The 20,346-nt window shown below is 62.3% G+C and carries 19 protein-coding genes; 3 read left to right on the forward strand and 16 right to left on the reverse strand.

Annotation, left to right across the window (positions count from 1 at the left end; translation table 11 throughout):
- Positions 1-27: 27 nt before the first annotated feature.
- Positions 28-474 (forward strand): hypothetical protein, encoded by a 447-nt coding sequence (locus BM317_RS20115; protein WP_003197008.1) that lies wholly within the window; start codon positions 28-30, stop codon positions 472-474.
- Positions 475-716: 242 nt separating this feature from the next.
- On the opposite strand, the gene BM317_RS20120 is transcribed toward BM317_RS20115, so the two are convergent.
- Positions 717-1,250: a PAAR domain-containing protein gene (locus tag BM317_RS20120; protein ID WP_092173621.1), complete on the reverse strand. Its 534-nt coding sequence runs from the start codon at positions 1,248-1,250 to the stop codon at positions 717-719.
- Positions 1,251-1,757: 507 nt separating this feature from the next.
- On the opposite strand from BM317_RS20120, the gene BM317_RS20125 reads away from it, so the two are divergent.
- On the forward strand, positions 1,758-5,846 hold the full coding sequence (locus tag BM317_RS20125; RefSeq protein WP_092475886.1) for a dermonecrotic toxin domain-containing protein: 4,089 nt from the start codon (positions 1,758-1,760) through the stop codon (positions 5,844-5,846).
- Positions 5,847-5,877: 31 nt separating this feature from the next.
- Here BM317_RS20125 and BM317_RS20130 read toward each other — a convergent pair whose 3' ends face one another.
- The gene (locus BM317_RS20130; protein WP_092173630.1) at positions 5,878-6,771 is read right to left on the reverse strand and encodes a LysR family transcriptional regulator; all 894 of its coding nucleotides are present in this window, start codon (positions 6,769-6,771) and stop codon (positions 5,878-5,880) included.
- Positions 6,772-6,890: 119 nt separating this feature from the next.
- On the opposite strand from BM317_RS20130, the gene BM317_RS20135 reads away from it, so the two are divergent.
- Positions 6,891-8,162, forward strand: a complete 1,272-nt coding sequence (locus tag BM317_RS20135; RefSeq protein WP_092475889.1) for an MFS transporter — start codon at positions 6,891-6,893, stop codon at positions 8,160-8,162.
- A 113-nt stretch (positions 8,163-8,275) separates the two neighbouring features.
- On the opposite strand, the gene gspM is transcribed toward BM317_RS20135, so the two are convergent.
- From gspM to BM317_RS31220, 14 genes are all read right to left on the reverse strand, one after another.
- On the reverse strand, positions 8,276-8,731 hold the full coding sequence (gspM, locus tag BM317_RS20140; RefSeq protein ID WP_092475892.1) for a type II secretion system protein GspM: 456 nt from the start codon (positions 8,729-8,731) through the stop codon (positions 8,276-8,278).
- Entirely contained in the window at positions 8,731-9,834 is a 1,104-nt protein-coding gene (gspL, locus tag BM317_RS20145) for a type II secretion system protein GspL (RefSeq protein ID WP_092475895.1), read from the reverse strand. The genes gspM and gspL overlap by 1 nt, the downstream gene beginning before the upstream one ends.
- On the reverse strand, positions 9,834-10,679 hold the full coding sequence (locus BM317_RS20150) for a type II secretion system protein GspK (RefSeq protein ID WP_092475898.1): 846 nt from the start codon (positions 10,677-10,679) through the stop codon (positions 9,834-9,836). The genes gspL and BM317_RS20150 overlap by 1 nt, the downstream gene beginning before the upstream one ends.
- Positions 10,676-11,209, reverse strand: a complete 534-nt coding sequence (locus tag BM317_RS20155) for a type II secretion system protein GspJ (protein ID WP_092475902.1) — start codon at positions 11,207-11,209, stop codon at positions 10,676-10,678. Before BM317_RS20155 ends, BM317_RS20150 begins: the two co-directional genes overlap by 4 nt.
- The gene (gene gspI / locus BM317_RS20160) at positions 11,202-11,588 is read right to left on the reverse strand and encodes a type II secretion system minor pseudopilin GspI (protein WP_092475904.1); all 387 of its coding nucleotides are present in this window, start codon (positions 11,586-11,588) and stop codon (positions 11,202-11,204) included. The genes BM317_RS20155 and gspI overlap by 8 nt, the downstream gene beginning before the upstream one ends.
- Positions 11,581-12,048, reverse strand: coding sequence for a type II secretion system minor pseudopilin GspH (gene gspH / locus BM317_RS20165; RefSeq protein ID WP_092475907.1), 468 nt, complete (start codon positions 12,046-12,048; stop codon positions 11,581-11,583). Before gspH ends, gspI begins: the two co-directional genes overlap by 8 nt.
- Before the next feature lie 2 nt (positions 12,049-12,050).
- Positions 12,051-12,509, reverse strand: a complete 459-nt coding sequence (gspG, locus tag BM317_RS20170; RefSeq protein ID WP_092475910.1) for a type II secretion system major pseudopilin GspG — start codon at positions 12,507-12,509, stop codon at positions 12,051-12,053.
- Positions 12,510-12,512: 3 nt separating this feature from the next.
- On the reverse strand, positions 12,513-13,721 hold the full coding sequence (gspF, locus tag BM317_RS20175) for a type II secretion system inner membrane protein GspF (protein ID WP_092173666.1): 1,209 nt from the start codon (positions 13,719-13,721) through the stop codon (positions 12,513-12,515).
- Positions 13,722-13,725: 4 nt separating this feature from the next.
- Positions 13,726-15,189 carry a type II secretion system ATPase GspE gene (gspE, locus tag BM317_RS20180; protein ID WP_092475913.1) on the reverse strand — a complete coding sequence of 488 codons (1,464 nt, stop codon included), beginning with the start codon at positions 15,187-15,189 and terminating at the stop codon, positions 13,726-13,728.
- On the reverse strand, positions 15,186-17,111 hold the full coding sequence (gene gspD / locus BM317_RS20185) for a type II secretion system secretin GspD (RefSeq protein ID WP_170866268.1): 1,926 nt from the start codon (positions 17,109-17,111) through the stop codon (positions 15,186-15,188). The genes gspE and gspD overlap by 4 nt, the downstream gene beginning before the upstream one ends.
- Positions 17,112-17,119: 8 nt before the next feature.
- Positions 17,120-17,647 (reverse strand): type II secretion system protein N, encoded by a 528-nt coding sequence (locus BM317_RS20190; RefSeq protein ID WP_092475919.1) that lies wholly within the window; start codon positions 17,645-17,647, stop codon positions 17,120-17,122.
- The gene (locus tag BM317_RS20195) at positions 17,644-18,189 is read right to left on the reverse strand and encodes a cytochrome b (protein WP_092173682.1); all 546 of its coding nucleotides are present in this window, start codon (positions 18,187-18,189) and stop codon (positions 17,644-17,646) included. Before BM317_RS20195 ends, BM317_RS20190 begins: the two co-directional genes overlap by 4 nt.
- Before the next feature lie 66 nt (positions 18,190-18,255).
- Positions 18,256-19,722, reverse strand: coding sequence for an N-acetylglucosamine-binding protein GbpA (gene gbpA, locus BM317_RS20200; RefSeq protein WP_092173687.1), 1,467 nt, complete (start codon positions 19,720-19,722; stop codon positions 18,256-18,258).
- A 372-nt stretch (positions 19,723-20,094) separates the two neighbouring features.
- A partial coding sequence (locus BM317_RS31220; RefSeq protein ID WP_305883214.1) for a group II intron maturase-specific domain-containing protein occupies positions 20,095-20,346 on the reverse strand: 252 nt, incomplete at its 5' end.

The raw sequence follows: 20,346 nt of genomic DNA on the forward strand, positions 1-20,346 counted from the left end.
CATTACCCCTACGTCAAGGAGACCATGATGTCGTTGAAGAAAATCGCCGTGACCGCCGCCCTGCTGCTCAGCACCCTGCCAAGCCTCAGCCAGGCCCGTGATACCGCGCTGTTCCTGCCGTTCGACAAGGTCGTCGCCGAAGCCATCCGCACCGGCAAGATCGACGGCAGCGTGAAGTTCTACCTGGCCGGCAACAAACCGGCTGGCAACGTCACCGTGGTCAGCCCCGGCGCCGTGACCAACAAGAAAACCAACGCCTTCAACAAGTCCGATGAAGTGGCCTGCGAATGGGTGCTGCAATCAGCCCTGATCAGCCTGCACCAGGCCGCCAAGAACGCCGGCGCCAACGCCGTCACCAACATCGTCAGCTTCTACAAGAGCAACGAACGCAAAGACCCCACCACCTACGAATGCCACGCCGGCGCGATCATGGCCGGTGTTGCGTTGAAAGGGGATTTGGCGAAGGTGCAATAAAAAGCGCCTTTGGGGCCATTCGGGAAGCCTGGCAATTGATGCCAGGCCATCCAACAACCCTCATGCGGGAGCGAGCTTGCTCGCGATAGCGGTGGGTCAGTACCTGAGATGCTGGCTGTGCTGCCGTCATCGCGAGCAAGCTCGCTCCCACTGGGTTGGGTGCCGTACCCGGATATTGCGAACACCACAGTTCCACTGTGGGAGCGAGCTTGCTCCCGCTGGGCTGCGCAGCAGCCCCTCGTTCATGGGATGTCTTCCTTCATCCCATTCGAGTGCAGGCGATGAACATCCGCCCGTTTAAGAGCAGGCAGGAAATCCTCCGCCATCGGCACGCCTTCACGCACGATGATCAGGAAACGTTTCTGAAGCGTATTGATGATTTCGTCACCATTGCTCAAGCGACTGCCGACCAGCGCGATATTGCTATTGGCTTCCCCCGCGCCGGTGATGATCCGTGCCGTGCTGCCATCGGCATACACCACCTGGTCGCCTTTCTGCGCGGCGCACACTTTCCAGCCATTATCCAAAGTGAACGTCAACGAAGATGACACCTGCTGGATCGTTCCGCCGTAACGCGTCTGGCTGCCCTCGGTGGCCACTCGATAAATAGCGATGGGCGGATGCGCTTGGACGAATGCTTTTTGTCGATTGACGAATGCCGCGACTTCTTCGCCGTAACCCTCCAGGTGGCGTTGCTCCAAGTACAAGTCATCCAAGTGACGGAGAGATTCACGGGAGATTTCGTTGGTGTAGAGGGCATCCAAAGATGAGTGCATTTCCAGGGGCCTTATTCATGGGCTTCAGGCTGCGCCCCTTGCCGCTGGGAAGGAGCATTGAGCCGGACGATTCGGAATGATGAATAAGACGTCGCAGCACAGGTGAATGGCAATCCCAACGGCGTGGTACCTGAAACGAATAGGAAGTGTCTCAACTAGAAATGCGCGTTTTCCTACAGCCGAAAGGCACTTTCGTTTCTTTGGCAAAGCAGCCCTCACCCTGATTCAAGGATGACGCGAACAACAACCTGGCATTTTCCAAGCACAAATTGGCTACTCCACTACTCACCATCGGCGGGGACCACTCGAGAGGAACAAACGCAGGCGACTCGCGAAGCTATTTTGGCATTCCTCACAATCACTCAATGATCCGTCAGCGCTCACGTCATAGCGCTCATTGATGGTGCTTACCCTATCGCCCCTCCCCGCATGCGGTACCTATATACCACCCACCCGAACTTTTCCTGAATAGGTTGTACTGCCAACATTCCTCCAGGAAGAAAAGCAGTGGAACACACCTCCCTTACAACGTCCCATGACTTGCCGTTCGCCGACAGCGCCGCGCTGCCGGATGCCCCGCTGATCAGCCAGCTCAAGGCGTCGCAGCAACAGATGATCCGCCTGAACGACGCCATCCCACGGCCTTCCAATGTGATGAGGCAACACCTGGATTATTGGTTCAGGAGAACCTTCCCGGCCTTGGCGGGCAGCATGACGGTACACGAACTGTCCGTGCGCACGCTGCGAGAAGAGACGATCGCGCCTGTGCAGCGCACAGGCGATGAGCCGGCAACCGGTAAGACGGTGACGGACATCCGCTTGCTCGAAACCCTTTTGCTGCAAGTCGTCGCTGGCAGGATCGATCCGCGGGCGTTCTTCCGCGACCTGGACGACATCGAGATTGTCACCCATCGGGACGGCACCGCCGCGGCGCCCGTCGCCCTGAACGAGCGCGCGGTGAAAACTGAAATCAAGCGGCTGATCAGCGCCACGCCGGCGCTTTATGAACGACTGCTCACCCGTGCATTGGATGAGTTCTGGAACAAGCCGGCCGACTTCAGCCAGGACCGCAACGTCGGCGACTGGCTGACGGACGAACTCGCCAGGCAACTAAAAGCCCAGGCCGACCTGCATCGGCTGGACACGACATTGAGCCCGCAAATGCACCAGACGCTGACCGACTATGCGTTGTCGGCGCCGGACGCAGCGTCTCGTGCACAGTTGGCGGACCGGGTCAGACCCGGGGTGTTCAGCCTGGGGATCACACCCCGCCGGTGGAGCTTCAGCGTACCGGTGTCGGGCGCCGTGGCCTTGTCGCGGTATGACAACACCAGCGATTCGGGAAATGCCGTGCTGTACCGCCCGGGCCAGCCGTTGCAACTGTACGACACCCTCGTGGCGCTCAAGGCCGGCCTGGCGCAAGACGGCAACGCTGGGGATGAAGTCGACATCGCGCCTGTCACCGAGCACTTCCTCGCTCGCCTGGTCACGGAACTGCGGACAGGGCAGAAAACCGCCGTGCGCGATGCCGTGCTGGACGGTCCCGCGGCATCGGAAGAAATCACCGCCTGGATGAACAGGGTCGATGCGGCGGCGGACATCGGCCACAAGCTGGACCTGGCGAACGCCATGGAGGAGCGCGAACTGCGGCTAAACCTCAAGAGACTCAATGACTGGCTGCACGGCAACCCGCACGTTACCGCCAGCGATCGCCTGGCATGGTGGGCGGCGACGCGGGCCCTGCACAACGCCCTGACGGATCAGCCCCCGCCGCCGGACCCGGTGACGCTGGCCACCATGGACGCTCTTCGGGACCGGACCCGTCAGTTGCTCGCCGATGTCATCAAGGCGAAATACCCGCCGGTCGACCCTGAGGACGTGTCCCTGAGCATCAGAAGAACCGTGGTCGATCCCCACGCACCAACGGGTAGCTCGCCGTTCGGCTCCGGGATCTCGCAAGGCAGCGTGAGGGGAGTCGTCGATGACCGTCGCTCCCTGACGCAGTGGGCGATGTCCAACCTGACCCAGGACGAACGCCAGGCCCCTCACCCGACCGTGGAAGGGCCGCTGAGCTTCGCGCAAATTGTGGACGTCATTGAAAGGGCGAACATCGGCGCCCGGCTTCCGGTCGAGCTGCAACGCGTGGCCCGGGAACGACAGGCGCAGTGGATGGCCCTCAAAGCGCAACAGATGCGCGCCCAAGTGTGGGCCGCGCATATTTCGGGAGACTTGCGGCACGACCGGGACAATACCGGCTTGAAACTGGTACTGGCCGCACTGGACGGCCCGACCGCAGCGGTGCGCGACAAGGTCAACGGGCACGAGGTGGTGGTCCGCCAACTGCAATGGGGCGACAACGTGCTGAGGGAAGTGCTGGCGTTTGGGGTGAGGGCGACGGCGAGCCGCCCCTCGTTGACGCTTTACACACCAGGCGCCCCCGACGGCAAGACATTCAGGGACGTGGATGCGCCAAGCGCGCGGGCGTTGGAAACAACCTTGGTGCAAACACTCACAGCCACGTCGCAGATGATCCGTTGGCTCATTTCGCACCTGCCGCTGCTCGAACAGGCCAAGCAACTTGCCAGCATGGTACCGACCTCGGAGAACCTGACGCCCGAGGAAAAAATCAAGAAAGTCACACAGTCTGTCTTCGCGTGGGCCAAGGACAGGGCACAGGATGATTTCGCGAAGACCATCGCTTCGCCCATCGTCGAGGGGGATGTGTTCAAAGCGCTGCATGAGACGCAAATCGCCCATGGGATCAAGACGGTGGACATGTTGACGGTGACCCATGCCGAGCGCGACAGCACCTACGCCCAAGAGGGACGCCGCAGCGCCGTCATGTTGCTGACGGGGGCGATGTCGATGTTCCCGGCAGGCCGGCTGGGCGGCCTGCTGGGACGGGCGATCCTGCCGACCATGGCCGGCGGTGCCGCGGTGTCGGCGATAGACGATGAGAACGGCAGCCTGCAGCAGTGGACCCTTGATTTTATCGGCGGGCTGGGAGAAGTCATCGCCGAGGCGGGGCAGGACTTGATCATGGCCCGCGCCGGGCGCCGTCGCAGACAAGCACGCCCGGCGCTATCGGCGCTCCCCCCCATGACGGACCCGGAGCTGGAGCCGTACCTGCTCAAAGGGTTCGACGGCCACGGGTTGATCCACGAGGGTCGTCACCGGTACCGGGATGCAAGCGGGCAAGGCTACCTGATGCTGGGGAACGGCTATTACAAGACCGCGGTCCAGGCAGGCGAGCAAATCATCTACGCACCCAACAACCGCTCCAACCAACGGACCGTCATTTGGGAAAATGATCGTTGGCGGGTTGAAGAACGTCAGCGCCTACGCGGAGGCGGCGCGCTCCAGAGCCTGTTCAGACGAGCCCCGCAGACGCCGCGAGAACGCAATTTCAATGCATTGGTGGAAGGGGTGCTGGTCAACAATCGCTACCCCACCCTCGAAGCCGTCAACACGGCAAAGGAGATTTTCCACACCATGCCCGACGCGCTGCTCGAACGCCTACTGGACGAAAGCATGGCCGACATAGGCGCCCTCGACCTCAACGCCTATCTCTCGAAAATAAGGGACCTGACCCAGGGCCGGGGCAATCTGTCCCGGCATCAGGCCGCCCACGACGATCTGCTGGACAAGATGAACACTTGGCGAATCGTGACCCTTAGCTATAAAGACATCGAAGCCAACGCGCCTGACGTCGAACTGAGCGAAACACAAAAAATAAAAATATATGACACGATCATTTCGCACAAAAACGTGTTCTTTACCGAAGATCGAATCCAGGTGCACACCACCATCATCACCGACAACCTGACCGGCGCAGTCTTCATGACCTTCACGCCTCATAAAGGCCGAAAAAGAGTGGCCATGGACAAGATATCCAAAGACACCCGGGCCATGTTGCACGCCGTGGAAGCCAAATTGAATGCCAAGGCCCAGGCGTTATATCCGGGGGATGGCCCGCAAGAGCAGGCCGCCCGAGGAAACTACATGGTTTCGGAGGATTACTACAACGAGATGATCGCTGCGCTTCGGGAAGAGAAGCAGCGCATGCACAAGCCTGGCCTGTTGACGGAAATAAGGAACAATCGAGTGCCTTATCTCATTGTCAACAAAGGCAAGGCACAGCGAAATACCATGCTGCTCACCGGCGAAGACATTACAAACTTCACCAGTTCGCTCGCAAACTATGAACCCTTCGACATCGAAATCGTTACACAGGCCAAGTCCAACAAAGTGACAGGGACACCCCCACCCACCGCCCCCATGGTTTTACCCGCCCCGGAACTTGTGCCGGATAAATTCCAGACCCGCACCAGCCCATTGGCCGAAACACAGATGTCATACGCCAGCTTTTCCAAGGAGGCTGAAGCCAAGGTCGGGGAAATCCTGGCAGATATCCGCGCCGGCAGGATAACCACCAAGCGAATCTATCGGTACTACTGGTACACCATGGCCCAACTGTCCCCCGGCGGTGGCAAAGGCGCATGGCGCGCCGCGTTCGAACGCAAGGGCGACACCTGGATACTCCAGGGCTTTTATGATTACCACGGCAATAAGCCCGCGACGGTCTGGGAAGGATAGGTCGATCGAATCGAGGTCGAGTGGTTGGGGATCAACAGCCAGTGCCTTGCGTCAATAAATCCACAAACGCCTTCGCCATCGGCGAACGCTGGTCCTTGCGCTGAACCAGCCACACGGCCGAGACCGCCGCCGGATCGAGCAGCGGTCGATAGACCACCCCATCGATACGCATGCGTTGGTAGGACGCCGGCAATACCGATACGCCCAGCCCTGCCGCGACCAGGCCGATGATGGTCATGGCTTCGCCGGCTTCCTGGGCGAAGTGCGGGCTGAAGCCGGCGTCGCGGGCCAGGCTCAGCAGTTGCGCGTAGAGGCCACTGCCGTAGCTGCGCGGGAAAAACACGAACGGTTCCTGAGCCAACGCCGAGAGGAACAGGCCCTTTTCATCGCCCTGGGCCAGGGGATGCTTGGCGCTGAGCACGGCCACCAGGGGTTCGCGGCTGAGTTCGATTTCCCTCAGGGCGTCGGGCAGCGGCAAGGGCCGCATGATGCCGACCTCGATCGCCTCATCCAGCAATGCGTCGGCCACTTGGGTGCTGCTCATTTCCCGCAGGTTCAGGTGCACCGCCGGGAAGCGCTGACGGAACGAGAAGATCGCCTGGGGAATGGTGGAGTTGAACGGCGCCGACGAAGTGAAACCGATTTTCAGCTCACCCAGCTCCCCCAGTTGGGCACGGCGGGCCACGTCGGCGGCCTTGTCGACCTGGGCCAACACCCGTCGCGCTTCTTCAAGGAACAGCCGCCCGGCCTCGCTCAATTCGACTCGACGATTGGTGCGCTCGAACAACCGTGCGCCAATCTCCTGTTCCAGTGCCTGGATCTGCTGGCTCAACGGCGGCTGGGAGATGCCCAGGGCCAGCGCGGCGCGGCCGAAATGCAGCTCTTCGGCAACGGCGATGAAGTAACGCAAGTGACGCAGTTCCATGGGCCATCCAATAGGTCGTCAAACGTCTTAAACAGGTCGAATAATATATTGGATAGAAATATTAGCCAGCTATATGCTTTTTTCATTGCCTGCCTGATCGTGTCCTTGCGAGGTCCACCGTGAAAACTGCTGTCGCTCCATTGGCCCATGAAATTCCGCCGCGTGCGCAGGACGATGTCGTCGCCGAACTCCAGGACCTCTACATCGAGAAAGGCACGCCGATGTTCATGCGCACCGTGCTGGCACTGTTCTGCGGTGGCTTTGCGACCTTTGCCCTGCTGTATTGCGTGCAACCGATGATGCCGCTGCTGTCCAGGGAGTTTTCCATCAACGCAGCGCAGAGCAGCCTGATCCTGTCGGTGGCGACCGGCCTGCTCGCCATCGGCCTGTTGATCACCGGCCCGATTTCCGACCGCATCGGCCGCAAATCGGTGATGGTGACGGCGCTGTTCGCCGCGTCGGTGTGCACGATCGCCAGCGCCATGATGCCGACCTGGCAAGGCGTCCTGCTGCTGCGCGCCTTGGTCGGGCTGTCGTTGAGCGGGTTGGCGGCGGTTGCGATGACGTATCTGAGCGAAGAAATTCATCCCAAGCACATCGGCCTGGCGATGGGGTTGTATATCGCTGGCAACGCCATCGGCGGCATGTGCGGGCGCCTGATCACCGGGGTCTTGATCGACTTCGTCAGTTGGCACACCGCGATGCTGGTGATTGGCGGCCTGGCGTTGATCGCGGCGGCGGTGTTCTGGCGGATTCTTCCCGAGTCACGCAACTTCCGTCCCCGTTCGCTGCACCCGCGCAGTCTGCTGGACGGTTTCACCCTGCACTTTCGCGACGCCGGGTTGCCACTGCTGTTTCTCGAAGCCTTCGTGCTGATGGGCGCGTTCGTGACGCTGTTCAACTACATCGGCTACCGCCTGCTGGCCGAGCCTTATCATCTGGACCAGGCCTTTGTCGGGTTGCTGTCGGTGGTGTACCTGTCGGGCATCTACAGCTCGGCCAAAGTCGGCGCACTGGCGGACAGACTCGGTCGCCGCAAAATGCTCTGGGCGACCATCGCGCTGATGCTGGCCGGCCTCGTGCTGACCATAGCCACCCCGCTGTGGCTGGTGGTCCCGGGCATGTTGGTGTTCACCTTCGGTTTCTTCGGCGCCCATTCGGTTGCCAGCAGTTGGATCGGCCGCCGCGCCCTCAGGGCCAAGGGCCAGGCTTCGTCGCTTTATCTGTTCAGCTACTACGCCGGATCCAGCGTGGCGGGCACGGCCGGCGGCGTGGCCTGGCACCTGGGCGGCTGGAACGGGATCGGCCTGTTCATCGGTGGCTTGCTGGTGATTGCGTTGTGGGTGGCGGTGAAGCTGGCGAAATTGCCGTTGTTGCCGGGGAATATGTAGGCGCTGTCGAGCGCAACGAGGCTGCGATCTCGTCCCAGGCAATTGAGTCCGGAGCGAAAGGATCAAAATCAAAAGATCGCAGCCTTCGGCAGCTCCTACAGGGCGCAGCCGAGTCATTGGCGCAAAACCACTCGCGCGCCCAACACACCATTCTCCACTTCCAACGTCAGCGACCGCAGCACCGATCCCTCTCGCTCCTGTTGATCCAACCAATGCAGCAACGCACTCGCCTCACCACTGACGGCGAGTCGCACCGAGTCGCCGTCGACCTCCATTTGCGCCATGTCCAACCCCGCCGCTGTCGCACTTTCATTGACGCGCACCGACAAGGGCCGCGTGGCGACAGTCATATCCCGGGTGGGTTCGGCACGCTGGATCCGGGCGTTCAGTTCGGCCTGTTGCTGGTACTGGCGTTCGGCAACTTCCCGTCGTTGCCAGGTCGGTTGCCAAATCGCGGTGTAGGCCAGCGCCACCGACAACACCCCGGCAAGCCCCAGCAACAGCCCTTGTTCTCGGCGCGACAGGCTTCCCCACGTCTGTTTCAAGACCCGCCATCGATCGACGTTCATCAACTGTTCTCCAGTGTGAGGATGGCCTGCACCCGATTGCTCTGTTTGCTCGCGCTGCCCAGGGTGACGGGCAAGCCGTTTTGCTGCCCGCGTTCACGCAGTTGTTCAAGCTCGACGAAACTGTTCGCCGTCAACTGGATCTTCCAGCCTTCGCCTTCACGAAAATCGATGCGCTGCACCTCGACGTTGCTGGCGCCAATGACCTGCTCGGTCAGACGGGTCAGGCGCGCGACCTGAGTGTCGTGGCTTTGCCCGCGCCGACTCTGCAATGCCTGGAACTGCGCCGCCAGGTCGACGATCCGCTCCTGCCCGGGGTACAGTGACCTGAACCGCTGCTCACTGTGGGCATACAAAAGCCGGGTTTCGCGCTCAAGAAAACGTACGCGGGCGTCGCCGAAGGCCCAGGTGAGCACCAACATGCCCAGTGCCACCGCCGAAACGCCACGCCATGGCAGCGGTCGACGACGTCGACGGAACTCACCTTGCAACAGGTCGATGGGGCGTCCATCCGCACTCAGCAGCCATTCATCGATGCCCGGGCAATCGCGCTCTTCGTCCAGCCAGTGAATGTCCTCGGGCAAGCCGGGCTTGAGCGCCGCCAGGGCTCGCGCCGACAACGCCAGCCGCGCTGGCAGCCCTGCGCCCAACAACCAACGCCCGAACCAACGCACGCCCAATGCCTGCTCATCGGCAAGCAGGTCGGCGTCGACATGCACCGCCCGCGTATCGATGCCTTGCTCGACGAGCAGCGCCAGAAGCGCCTGGAACCGGGCGCGTTCCGTCACCATCAGCGGATAGCGGTGCTGACGGTCCCGCGGGCCGACGCTGATGTGCAGCGCCTCCAGGTTTTCACTCAGTTGTTCTTCGATGGCGAATGCCAGCGCCTGGGGCCGGGGCTGGCGTCGAGAGGGCCACGGATCGCTGCGCAACCAACTGCACATTTCCATCGGCAACAGCACATCGACGGGCCGGCCGCTCAACTCGCCGGCCGCCTCGTGCAACGGCAGGCGACGACGCTCGCCGCTGGGCGACCACACGCAGCACGGCCAGTTGGCACAAGGCGCGGACAGGCCCTCGGCGGTCAGGTAAAGCCAGGTTTTCATCAAGGAAGCTCACTGGGACTGAAGGGTAAGAAACGTCGCTGGCGAACCGTCCAGCGCCCGCTGACAGCATCACGCTCGATATCCGAGGCCAGGCGCAGACGGCTGTCGGCATGGATCACGCTCACGGTGATTCGAAACCAGCGACTGCCCACCCCCAACCCATGGCTGTTGAGGCCCGCGCCGGATAGCAACGGGTCGTTGGTAAACGCCTGCACGCTGGTGTATGGCGCCTGGAGCCGCTGGTTGACCAACGCCTGGGCGGCACCCGCCTCCATGCCATCGAGGGTCATCAGCACGCGCTGCGGGGCGGTATTGATGTTCATCCGCGCGTCCTTTGGCAGCAACGCCACCCAGGGCTCCAGGCGCCGTAGCGTCGGGCCGTCGATGCCCGGCAGCAGGCGCAGTTGACTCAACTCCTGTATCGGTCCGACCTGGGGCAACGACAGCGGCGGCAGATCCAGCAAGGCCAGCAAGCGGGTCCAGCGACCGAGGGTGACCTGATCGATTTGCCCCAGGGCCAGCAGCCCATTGAGATTCAGGCGCCCGGACAAATCCTCGATACCGATGTGCAGCTCGGCACCGTCCATTTCCATGACAGGCCCGAGCCGGGCCCAATCCTGGCTCAGGTCAACGGGCCCGGATGGCGTTATCCCACTGCCTTCCAACACCACCCGCGCCCAGTCTTCCCCAGCCAATCCCAATTGCCGCAACTGGACCTGTTGCAGTTGCTGCGCGCTGCTGTGCAACAGCAGGCGATGGCTGCGCAACAGCCCACCGACCAGCAGCAATGCCAGGCTCAACACCAGCAGCACGCTGATCAGCGCCACGCCGCGTTGGCGCTTCATGGCAACGCTTCCGGCAACAGCAGCACCCGGCGGATCTGTTCGAAACGCCCCGCAGACACGATCAACTCCAACGCCAGCGGCGCGGTACCATTCACGGTTTCAGCGCGCCAGCCCCGTTGCCGGTCGAACACGCGCCAGCTCAGGCTGCGGACGTCGTCGAGCAATATCTGTCGCTGCACAAGCGTCATGCCTTCACCGACACTCTCACGCCATAACGCGCCGCCCTTGAGCTGATAGTTCACTGTTTGCCGTTCGCTGCGAGGCTGGTCCAGTGGGTTGCGCCAATGGCTGCGCTGCAACTGCAAATGCCCGGGCGCGAGCACGACCGAGTCGGCAACCGCCTGCCACACATCCCGTTCGATCACGCCGACAGCACGCTGCAAGGCCCTGATGTCGCGCTCATGTTGACCGACTCCCTGCTGGGTCCGCACGACCCCATCGAACAACCGCCAACTGGCCAGGCCGAGCAAGGCAAAAATGGCGATGGCGATGACCAGCTCCAACAAGGTGAAACCCGCTTGCTTATTCATGATGGCTGCGGATCCAACCGGTGGTGCGGTGTGCGACGGCCGCACTGTCATCGCGGCTGACCTGGATCTCGACCTGCAACAGGCGCCCATCGCGGGCCGGGGCGATGCGCTGCTGCAAGACCCAATCGCGGCGATCCAAGTGCCGATTCAGTCGCTGTTGTCCGGGCGACGTGACCATTTCCAGGCGCAGTTCGCTCAGTTGATTGTCCGCCAGCCAGGCGCCGAACAGACGCTCCTCAAGCCCGGCGCTTTGCTTGAGCACGAACTGGCTGGCCGAAAGTACGGCCGCCGCCAGCGTCGCGAAAATCGCCAGGGCGATCATGACTTCCAACAGCGTGAAACCCTGGCAACCGGCGGCCTGCCTGCGCGCATTACTCATCGATCAGCGGCTCCCCCAGGCCATCGCTCGATACCCGGGCAACCGCCTGTCCAGCGACGTTGATGAACAGCCTGAACGGACTGATCTCGTCACTGCTGAGCATCAGCAACTGGGGTGAGCCTTGAACGGCATCGAGCGACAGGACATGACCGTCCAGCTCCAACCCGAGCGTCAAGCCCTCGGGCAATCGATGCGGCACCGACACGGTCGTCCAACCCTGGACGTCGAGTCGCAACGCCTGATAACCGCCGGGCTGCACGTGCACACCATATTCCTGCCCGTCCAGCACCGCCCGCTCGCGCAACTGCTGCACCAGCGCAATGAAGTCCCGGGCTTGCTGGCGGGCTTCACGCGCCGGGCCCGGCCCGGTGGCGAAGCGGACCATGCCCGCCAGGACGCCGATCAAGACGATGACGACCATCAGCTCCAACAAGGTGAAGCCCCGGCAACGACGCGGCATGTTCACTCGGCCCAATTGCCGATGTCGGCCGCCACCCCTTCACCACCCGACACGCCATCGGCGCCCAGGGAGTAGAGGTCATAGCCGCCATCGAGGGATTTGTGCCCAGGGTTGAGGTACTGGTAGGGCGTGCCCCAAGGGTCGACCGGCAAGCTTTTCAGATAACCCTGGGGGTTCCAGTTCCTGGCCGCAGGGGTACCGGACGGGCGTTTGCTCAACGCCTCCAGGCCTTGTTGGGTCGAGGGGTACTGGAAGTTGTCGAGGCGATACATTTCCAGGGCCGTGGCGATCGCCTGGATATCAGTGCGGGCGGCCGTGACCTTGGCCTGGTCGGGTCGGCTCATGAACTGCGGCACGACGATGGCGCCCAGCACGCCAATGATGACCACCACCACCATGATTTCGATCAGGGTAAAACCGCGTTGTTGATGGCGTGGGGGTCGGTTGCTTTGGAATTTCATCGGTCAGTTCACCAATTGGTTGAGGCTCAGGATCGGGAGGAGGATGGCCATGACGATCAGCAGCACGACGCCGCCCATCAGCACCAACATGGCCGGTTCGAAAAGGCTCACCACCAGCGCGATGCGCGCCGCGAGGCTGGCCTCCTGTTGTTCGGCGGCCCGGGCCAGCATGTTGTCGAGTTCGCCGGCCCGTTCGCCGCTGGCGATCATGTGCAGCATCAGCGGCGGAATATCACCGCCCTGCTCCAGGCCACGGGTCAGGGTCCCGCCTTCACGTACCGAACGGGCGACATCGGCCATGCGGGCGCGGATCATCAGGTTGCCGATCACCTGGGCGGCGATGTGCAAGGCCTCCACCAGCGGTACCGAGCTTTTGCTCAGGATCGCCAAGGTGCTGGCGAATCGCGCCGCTTCCATCGCCCGCAGCACCTCGCCCAGCAGCGGCAGCCGCAGCAACAAGCGGTGCCAGCGCAGGCGCCACGCCGGTTGGCGCAAGCTCCAGCGCCACAACCCGAACAGCCCGGCCAAGGCACCGAGCAGCACCAGGCCATGGCGGCGCAAGCCATCGCTCACGGCGATCAGCGCCTGGGTCAGCCAGGGCAACGGCTGACCGCTGTCGATGAAAATCTTCACCACATCCGGCACCACATAACCCAGCAGGAACGCGACAATCGCGACACAGGCCAGCATCAGGATCAGTGGGTACACCAACGCCAGTTGAATGCGCTGGCGCGAGGCCTGACGCGCCTGGGTGTAACTCGCCAGCTGTTCCAACACCTGCCCCAAGTGACCCGACTGTTCCCCCGCCGCGACCGTGGCGCAGAACAGTTCGGGGAACGCTTGAGGGAAGGCCCTCAGTGCCGTCGCCAACGCGTGACCTTCCATCACCCGGCTGCGCACCGCCGCCAGCAGGTGGGCAACGCGGCGTTTCTGGCTCTGTTGCGCCACCGCTCCCAGGGATTCCTCAAGGGGTAGGCCGGCCTGGATCAAGGTGGACAGCTGCAACGTCAGCAACGCCAGATCCGCCGGCCCCAAACGCCCCCCGGCATGGCGCCCGCCCAGGACTCGCGGCTCCTTGGCTTCGGCCAATTCGCTGGGCAGCAAGCCGCGTTCGCGCAACAACTGTCGAGCATGCCGGGGGCTGTCGGCTTCCACGCGGCCCTTGCAGCGTCGGCCCTGGGGGTTTTCGGCCTGATAATCGAAGGTCGGCATGGCGCTAATCCTCCTGGGTAATGCGCAGTAATTCGTCGACGCTGGTCAGGCCTTCCAGCACGCGCTGGCGACCGTCCTGGAACAGGCTGCGGGAGGTCTTGCGGGCCTCGGCGGCGAGCGCCTGCTCGGTGGCGCCCTGGTGAATCAGCTGCGACAGCGCAGCGTTGACATGCACCAGCTCATAGATGCCGAAGCGCCCGCGATAGCCTTTCTGGCATTGTTCGCAGCCCTGGGCCTTGAACAGCCTGGGCGCGGCATCGGCGTCGAGGCCCAAGCGCCGACACGTGGCGGCGTCGGCCACATAAGGGGCTTTGCAGGAAGGACACAGACAGCGCAACAAACGCTGGGCGACGATGCCGGCCAGGGACGACGCCAGCAGATACGCATCCACGCCCATGTCCACCAGCCGTGTGACCGCACCGACGGCGGTGTTGGTGTGCAGGGTCGAGAGCACCAGGTGCCCGGTCAGCGACGCCTGGACGGCGATTTCGGCGGTCTCGCGGTCGCGTATTTCGCCGACCATCACCACGTCCGGGTCCTGACGCAAAATGGCCCGCAAGCCACGGGCGAAGGTCATGTCGACTTTCGGGTTGACCGGCATCTGGCCGATGCCCGGCAAGTGATATTCGATGGGGTCTTCGACCGTGAGGATGTTGCGGCTCTGGTCGTTGAGGCTACTCAGCGCCGCATACAGGCTGGTGGTCTTCCCCGACCCCGTGGGCCCGGTGACCAACACGATGCCGTGGGGCTTGCCGAGCAACTGGCGCAGGCTCGCCAAGGTGTCGTCGGGCAGGCCCAGGCGTTGCAGATCCAGACGCCCGGCCTGCTTGTCGAGCAAGCGCAACACCACCCGCTCGCCATGGGCCGAAGGCAGGGTCGAGACCCGCACATCGACCTCGTGCCCGGCCAGGCGCAACGCCATCCGGCCGTCCTGGGGCACGCGTTTTTCGGCAATGTCCAGGCGCGCCATGACCTTGATCCGCGACACCAGCAGGTTCGCCAGTTCCCGGCGCGGGCGCAGCATTTCCTGCAACTGCCCGTCGATGCGCATGCGCACCGACAGGTATTGCTCGAACGTTTCCAGGTGCACATCCGAAGCGTGCTCGCGGACCGCCTCGCTGAGCAGCGCATTGATCAGGCGAATGATCGGCGCATCACCCTGCTGCTCCAACAGGTCGGTGGTCTGCGGCATCTGGTCGGCCAGGCTGAGCAGGTCCAGTTCCTCGTCCAGGCCTTGGGCCACCTGCTCGGCAGCGCTTTGGCCCTGGCGATAGACGCTGGCCAGGCGCGCGGCGAACTGCGCCGGCGCCAGGACCTGGATAGGTAGATCCCGCCCACACAGGCGCCGGACTTCAGCCACGGCAGTCAGGGGCGTGTCGCTGCGCATCGCCAGGCTCAAGGTCGGCCCCGCGCCTTCCAGCAGCACGCCCAGGCGCCTGGCGAAACCAAAGGGCAACGGCTCGCTCACAGGTCCTCCGGCTGCGATGGACGCAAGTCAAGCGCCGGCTCCTGCGCAGACGATTCGAACAACTGGCGGGCGTCCCGGGGCAACAGCAGCGAATTGTTTTTCCGCGAGCCCGGTTTGCTCAACTCCCGGAGCGCGTCGTAGCGTTGCCGGCTCACATCGGCCAGGTCCTCGCTGCTGCGCACGATGGTCGGGCGCAGGAACACCATCAAGTTGCTTTTGGTCTGGGTGTCGCGGTTCCAGCGAAACAACGCGCCCAGGTAGGGAATACTGCGCAGCAGTGGCACACCGCTTTGCTGGCTGCGGACACTGTCGCGGATCAGGCCGCCGATCACGATGATCTCGCCATCGTCCGCCAGGATCGTGCTCTTCAAGGCGCGCTTGTTGGTGATCAGGTCCGAGGAGTCCACACCGGAGACCGACGGCGCGATGTCCGACACCTCCTGCTCGACTTCAAGGCGCAAGGTCGAGCCTTCGTTGATGTATGGCTTGACCTTGAGGCTGATACCCACATCCTTGCGCTCCACAGTGGTGAACGGATTGTCCGCGCCGTTGCCGCTGGTGGCGTAGGAACCCGTCTTGAACGGAACGTTCTGGCCCACGATGATTTCCGCTTCCTGGTTATCCAGGGTCAGCAGGCTGGGGGTGGACAGCAGGTTGCTGTGGGCATTGCTCGCCAGCGCCGAGACCAGCGCACTGAAGCGATCGCCGCCCAGCCGCAGGAAGGCGCTTTCCTTGGTTTTATCCAGCTTGTTGAAGTCCAGGCCGATGATCGGGATGTCGGTTCCCGGGAAGTTGATGCTCCCTGTCGCGCTACCGCTCTTGAGTCCCCACTGCACCCCCAGCGCTTCGGAAATATCTCCGCTCACCTCGACGATGGCCGCATGAATGAGCACCTGGGCCCGGGGTTGGTCCAGCTCCCGGACGATGTTCTCGATGATGCGGACCTGGGCCGGCTCGGCGATCAGGACCAAGGCATTCTGGCTTTCATCGGCCTTGATCCTGAAGGGGCTGGTACCCGCGGTTTCCCGTTGGCCAGCGAGGGCCGGCGTGTTTTTCCTATCCTGGCCGACACCTTCCAGCACCTCGGCCAACTGTTTGGCATCGCTGTGACGCAGACGGATGACCCGGGCGTTGTCCTGGGAGGCGGCTGCCGGCACGTCAAGGGTCCGGGCCAGGTCGACCAGGCGTTGACGCACCGCTGGCGCGCCGATGATCACCAGCCGGTTGCTGCGGGCATCGGCGATCACCACCCCCGCCGTATCCCCCTCGCGCTTGCCGCCGGAGGCTTCCACGAGTGGGGCGATGTCCCCGGCCTGGGCGTGCTTCAAGCGCACCACCACGTGATTGCGGTTGCGTCCTGAATCCAATCGTTGCACCACGCCGGCGATGCGCTGGACGTTGGCGGCGGTGTCGGTGACCACCAGGGCGTTGGACGATACCGAAGGACCGACGTAACCATTGGCCGAGACCAAGGGGCGGATTAGCCCGGCGACATCGGCGGCGATGCTCGATTGCAGGTCGAGAACCCGGGTGACGAACTGCGACGGTGTGGCGCTTTGTTCGTCGGCGACACCGGCACGCGTCTTGGCATCGCTGACCGGCGTGATCAGGATCCGCTCGCCTTCGTCGATCACGGTGAAGTTATGGGCATCGAGTACCGAATAGAACAACCGCCGCACCCCTTCGCGGTCCAGGGCCTCACGGGACATGACCGTGATACGCCCCGACACCCGAGGATCGAGCACCACGGTCTTGCCCAGGATCGCGGAAAACTCTTCGACCACATCGCGCAGTTCCGCGTTGTTCATCGCCAGTTGCCACTGGGCCTCTTCGGCCTGCAACAAACCGCCGGGCGTCAGCAGGCAAGACGCGGCGAAGCAGAACAGGACGCGCGAAACACGCTCCCGGATAAAGCTGTTCATGAATTCGATCACTCTGATTGCCCGGCCACCGGGCGTAGGTATTGCGAGGAATGCGGCGCGGCATGGCCCCCGTCTTCGAGGCTCAGCCGGCGCAGCAGGGGCTTGGCTGCGGGTTGCAGGGCCAAGCGCTCTTCACGTCCGTTGCGCCACAACGTCACATGGCTGGTCTCGACCCGGCGCAGCACGCTGCCACCCGGCAAACGCTCGCCCACTTGGTAAATGCGCGGGCCGGCGGCGTCCGCCAGCAAGGCCCGCGACAAACCTTGGCCAGCGACAAAACTGGCTTGCAACGTGATCGCTTCAGCGCTGGGGGCATGGGCACCTTCGGGCGTCAGGCCGAATACCGTCGCGACGGCTTGTGCGTTGGGCAGGACAGGCGCCGGAGCGGTCGGCGAGCCGCCAACCACTGGCACATCACGGGCCACTGCCTGGCGATAACGCCACTCGTGCCCGGCCAGCAACACTCCATACAACAGCGGTACGAGCATCAGGATTGTCGTGGGCAAACGACTGCCAACCTTGAAAGAAACACTCACTTTTGCGCCCGCCGGATCATCGCGCCCGAGGGCTTGGCGAAGGTCATTCGCCGCACCACCCTGCGTCCGGAGCACTCATGCCAGGCCACTGCGCAAAGATGCAGCGCCACGAGCACGGAAAGCACCACGCAAGCCGAGGTATGGATCGTGCTGGCCCGTTCGATCAGCGCCGGATCGCTCAGCGGCTGGGGGAAGTGAACGAGTCCGAAGACACTGATCGCGCTTTTCATCATCAGGACGCCGGTCACCAGGACGACAGCAATGACCAGGTAGATCACGGCGTGTACCGCAAAGGCCAGCTTCTTGATTGGCGCAGGCGCTGTTCCATGGGACTCCAACGCGCAGACAAACAGGCAGGCTCGCCATACGAACAGCGGAATGAACAACGTCGTCAGCGACACATTGAATGACCCGATCCAGTGTTCGGTCGCAGCCGACACCGGGTTGTAAGCCACATAAAACCCGGACACCAAGGTCCACAGGATAATGACCGCCGACAGCCAGTGCAGCAGCACACGTGGCCGGGAATAATTGGAATGCATCACGCGCCCTCCTTCGAAGGCTCCAGGCAATCCCTGCGGATCGCCCGAAGCCGTGCCTATCAGGACTTACAGCTTGTCCCAGGCGCTTTGCCAGGAGGCACCGATACCCGGCTCGAAGCCGTTGGCGGTCGGGGAGTATTGCTTGCAGTAGCCGGACGCTGGGAACGGCTTGCACTCGAATACTTCGTCAGTCTTGGGTTGCAGCACCTTGGTGCCGGCGGTGTAGTCGCTGAGACCTTTAGGAAACTCGAAGTCGTACTCGATGCCCACGCCGTCACCGGTCAGGGTGACGCTCCGGGTATCCTGGCGAGTGCTGCGTCCGTCTTCGGTGGTACCCACCAGCGTCAAGGTGTGGGCACCCGGCGCACTGCGTACATCAATGCTCAGGCCGGTATTGCCTTCAGCCACAGTCTGGCTCACCGTACCGACCTGCTTGTTGTTTTCATCGAACAGCGTGGCCTGCAGGTTCATCCTGCGGTTGGTCTGTGCTGCGAACGCCATGCTGACCCGGCCTTTGTCCAGTACATATTCCGGCTGCAGGGAAGCGACCTCCATGCTGGCGCCAGGGTCTTCCTTCATGTCCAGTTGCACTTCATAGCGCTTGACGCCGCTTTCGTCCTGGGCATACAGCTTGTTGGTACCCTTGATCGGCGTGATATTGCCCTCGTCGTCACGGATACCGGCACGAATCAAAGGATGGGCCTTGTTGATGGCCTCGGCCAGTTTGAACGACCAGTTCTCGGGCTTGCCTTCGTCGGCGTTGTCGATGCTGATCTCTACGCTGTATTCGGCATTTTCACCGGTGGCGGAGAATGCCCGGGCCTTGACCTTGTCCCCCGCCAGCAGTGGAGCCGACGGTGCGATGCTGCCCACCGGCGACCAGCCGCCCGGCAAGGCGGCTTCGGCGAGGATGTTCACATCCGCCGGATTGTAGAATGCGTTGGCGGAGTCCCCGACCGTCCAGACCGCCAGGATGACGTGATGACCCGACTTGCTGTCGGGAATCACACAATTGTGCTCGGCACCACTTACCGGCACTTGATTACCGCCGTCTACCGTACAAAACGGTGCACTGTCGAACGATGCGCGCTCGAGCGGCTTGTTTGGGTTCCACCCCTCACGGGTAATGAAATATTCGTGTTTGGTCGCCAGATGTGGGGCGATGTATCGCCATTGGAACGCAATGTTGCGATCGCGGATTTCAGTCAGTTGCCAGCGAGTGGACGACTGCGCATCCAGGGCGGAAAACAGCGGGTTACTGCCGCTGGCAATCTGGCCGTCGATCGGGCCTTGCAGCGGGGCGCCGCCTGCTCCGTTCGGGAAGCCCTTGAACGTTTCACCGGTACTATGAGGTTCGTATTGCGCACCACCGCAGTTTTTGTTTTCACCTTTCTGGCATAAAAATGCCCGCGAAGGCGGCACTTCGAGGTATCCGTGGGCGAATACACCCTGGGATGTCAGCATGGCCGACAACAGAACTAACGACGATGCGCACCCCGTTAATACGCCATTCTTGTTGAAGTTGTTTTTCATATAAGTTCCAGACTATCCATCGAGATTGAAAGACGTTTTACCGTCATCTTGCAAGGCCCGCCGGATCGCTCAGTGCACGGCCTGCAAGCACCGGAACCTTATAGAAAGTTTAAGCCCCCCTATGTAGGAAAAATCTCTCAAAATAGAAGGAATGATCTGTTAATCTATTTCCCTTACATAGAAAGAGAAACTTCTTATAAATGGCAATAACTATTAAACGCTGACAAACAGTAACACCTGGCCAACTACGATCAGGCGTTAAATTGAAAGTTATAGGGCAGACAATCGGCATAGGGGACGGCCTTCATAGGCCGTTCCCCTGCCACACCACCCGGCATGCGGGTCCGCACCGGGCGGTTCGAGAGATTGAGGTCAGGAGAGACGCGGTAAACCCGTTCTGTCGAACCACGCTATATCGAGCACTCGGTTGAGTTCAAGAGCGCTATTGCGCCACCAGCAGCGAGAGCTTCCCGCCACTTTGCGAGCAGTAGCCTCACTTGCACCCAACCTGCGTAGCTCTCGATAGATCGTTGAACTACGCCGCCATTGCTTGAGCTGGATTGCTCGTAGTCGGTGTCGTATCCATTCATCTAACTCTCGCCAGATTCTGGGAGTTTGCGACAA

This window comes from Pseudomonas sp. NFACC24-1 (genome assembly GCF_900115235.1).
Classification (GTDB): domain Bacteria; phylum Pseudomonadota; class Gammaproteobacteria; order Pseudomonadales; family Pseudomonadaceae; genus Aquipseudomonas; species Aquipseudomonas fluorescens_AA.

Bases quoted from the DNA above. Each gene is read 5' to 3' on its own strand.
- gspL (WP_092475895.1), bottom strand. From the start codon at position 9,834: ATGAAAACCTGGCTTTACCTGACCGCCGAGGGCCTGTCCGCGCCTTGT.
- BM317_RS20115 (WP_003197008.1), top strand. From the start codon at position 28: ATGTCGTTGAAGAAAATCGCCGTGACCGCCGCCCTGCTGCTCAGCACC.
- gspM (WP_092475892.1), bottom strand. From the start codon at position 8,731: ATGAACGTCGATCGATGGCGGGTCTTGAAACAGACGTGGGGAAGCCTG.
- BM317_RS20130 (WP_092173630.1), bottom strand. From the start codon at position 6,771: ATGGAACTGCGTCACTTGCGTTACTTCATCGCCGTTGCCGAAGAGCTG.
- BM317_RS20195 (WP_092173682.1), bottom strand. From the start codon at position 18,189: ATGCATTCCAATTATTCCCGGCCACGTGTGCTGCTGCACTGGCTGTCG.
- gspF (WP_092173666.1), bottom strand. From the start codon at position 13,721: ATGCCGACCTTCGATTATCAGGCCGAAAACCCCCAGGGCCGACGCTGC.
- gspD (WP_170866268.1), bottom strand. From the start codon at position 17,111: ATGAACAGCTTTATCCGGGAGCGTGTTTCGCGCGTCCTGTTCTGCTTC.
- BM317_RS20150 (WP_092475898.1), bottom strand. From the start codon at position 10,679: ATGAAGCGCCAACGCGGCGTGGCGCTGATCAGCGTGCTGCTGGTGTTG.
- gspI (WP_092475904.1), bottom strand. From the start codon at position 11,588: ATGAGTAATGCGCGCAGGCAGGCCGCCGGTTGCCAGGGTTTCACGCTG.
- BM317_RS20120 (WP_092173621.1), bottom strand. From the start codon at position 1,250: ATGCACTCATCTTTGGATGCCCTCTACACCAACGAAATCTCCCGTGAA.
- gspG (WP_092475910.1), bottom strand. From the start codon at position 12,509: ATGAAATTCCAAAGCAACCGACCCCCACGCCATCAACAACGCGGTTTT.
- gspH (WP_092475907.1), bottom strand. From the start codon at position 12,048: ATGCCGCGTCGTTGCCGGGGCTTCACCTTGTTGGAGCTGATGGTCGTC.
- gbpA (WP_092173687.1), bottom strand. From the start codon at position 19,722: ATGAAAAACAACTTCAACAAGAATGGCGTATTAACGGGGTGCGCATCG.
- BM317_RS20155 (WP_092475902.1), bottom strand. From the start codon at position 11,209: ATGAATAAGCAAGCGGGTTTCACCTTGTTGGAGCTGGTCATCGCCATC.